This window comes from Escherichia sp. KCJ4928 (genome assembly GCF_004352695.1).
Classification (GTDB): domain Bacteria; phylum Pseudomonadota; class Gammaproteobacteria; order Enterobacterales; family Enterobacteriaceae; genus ECMA0423.
On the sequence record NZ_SJWV01000419.1, the window covers coordinates 1 to 1,237 of the forward strand.

General features: G+C 54.9%; 1 protein-coding gene. It reads right to left on the reverse strand.

The genetic code is table 11. From position 1 onward, the window contains the following. Positions 1–1,237 (reverse strand): phage tail tape measure protein (locus tag E0D98_RS24450; protein WP_131891285.1); only part of this gene is annotated, 1,237 nt, incomplete at both ends.

Consider the following 1,237-nt stretch of genomic DNA (forward strand, 5'->3'; position numbering starts at 1 on the left):
GTACCCGCTGGTCAATCAGTTGCACAAGGGTGCCCGCCGCTTCCGGCCCTATCTGCCCGTTAGCGCCGTCATTCTGAATGGCGATGTGGTACACCGGAGAATACACCAGACCCGCACTGCCGTTCATACTGCCCACCGCACGCACGCCGAGTGAACCATCCGCTGCCCGGGTCAGGGGCATTATGGCTTCAGGTCCGGCCTCCCCCATCAGCCCTGCCCCTTTTGCAAAGGCAAAGTACGTGGGCGTGTCCACAATACTGTTACTGTATGCACTCAGGTTTGCCGAGGTATAAACGCCGCCTTTTGCATTTGCCACCGCGCCACCCAGCCAGTTGCCTATACTGCCGAAAAATCCTCCTGCACCGGACATACTGTTTGCCGCCATCTTAATGCCGTTGACAATGGCCGCATTCATAAGAACTTTTGATATTTCCTGCAGGATTGATGCTGCCCAGCTGCGCCATTCCACTTTATTTCCGTTCAGCATCTCCGTGATGTTATTTACCATCCCTGAGATACCGTCTGTCGCAAGCTGTGCTGCCTGTGAAGCGTAATCTGATGCGCTGTCCACCCAGTTGCTGACCCCCTCCTGCAGTCCTTTCTGCCAGTCCGCACGTTGTTCATCCGACCTGGCATAAAAAGCTTCCTGCTCTTTCAGTCGTTCACTCAGATACTGCGCATTCTGCGCCAGCGCCTGTCTGTAAAAATCCTCACTGATATCCCCTGCCTGATACTGAGACTGAAGGTCCGCATCTTTCTGGCGGTAGCTGTCACGAATCAGCTGCAGCTCCCTCATCCGTTCACGGATCCGCTCACCCTGCCCGTACCCCAGCAGCTCTGCGTCATTTGATGCCCTTGCGTCTGCATTATCATTTTTCAGGGTCTCCTCCCGGGCCCGTAACTGCTCCCGGATTTTCTTCTGGTCAATCAGGGCAGCATTGCGCAGCAGCTCCTGCTTCTGAATCTCCGTCAGGGTTTTCAGCTCGCCCTGCGAGGTCTGGTATTTCAGTTTTGCCAGTTCTGTATTCTTCCCTGCCAGTCCCAGTTGTTCCTTCTGCTGCTTCAGCAGACGGGAAAAACTGTCTTCCGCTTTTTCCGTCTCAGATTTTCCGCCCCGGGATTTGGGTTTATTCGCCTCATTATTGCGCCAGGCTTCCATCGAATTACGGATGTAACGCTGCCTCGCCTCCTGATACATATCCCCCACCAGACCAAGGTCATCCGCTGCATACCCCAG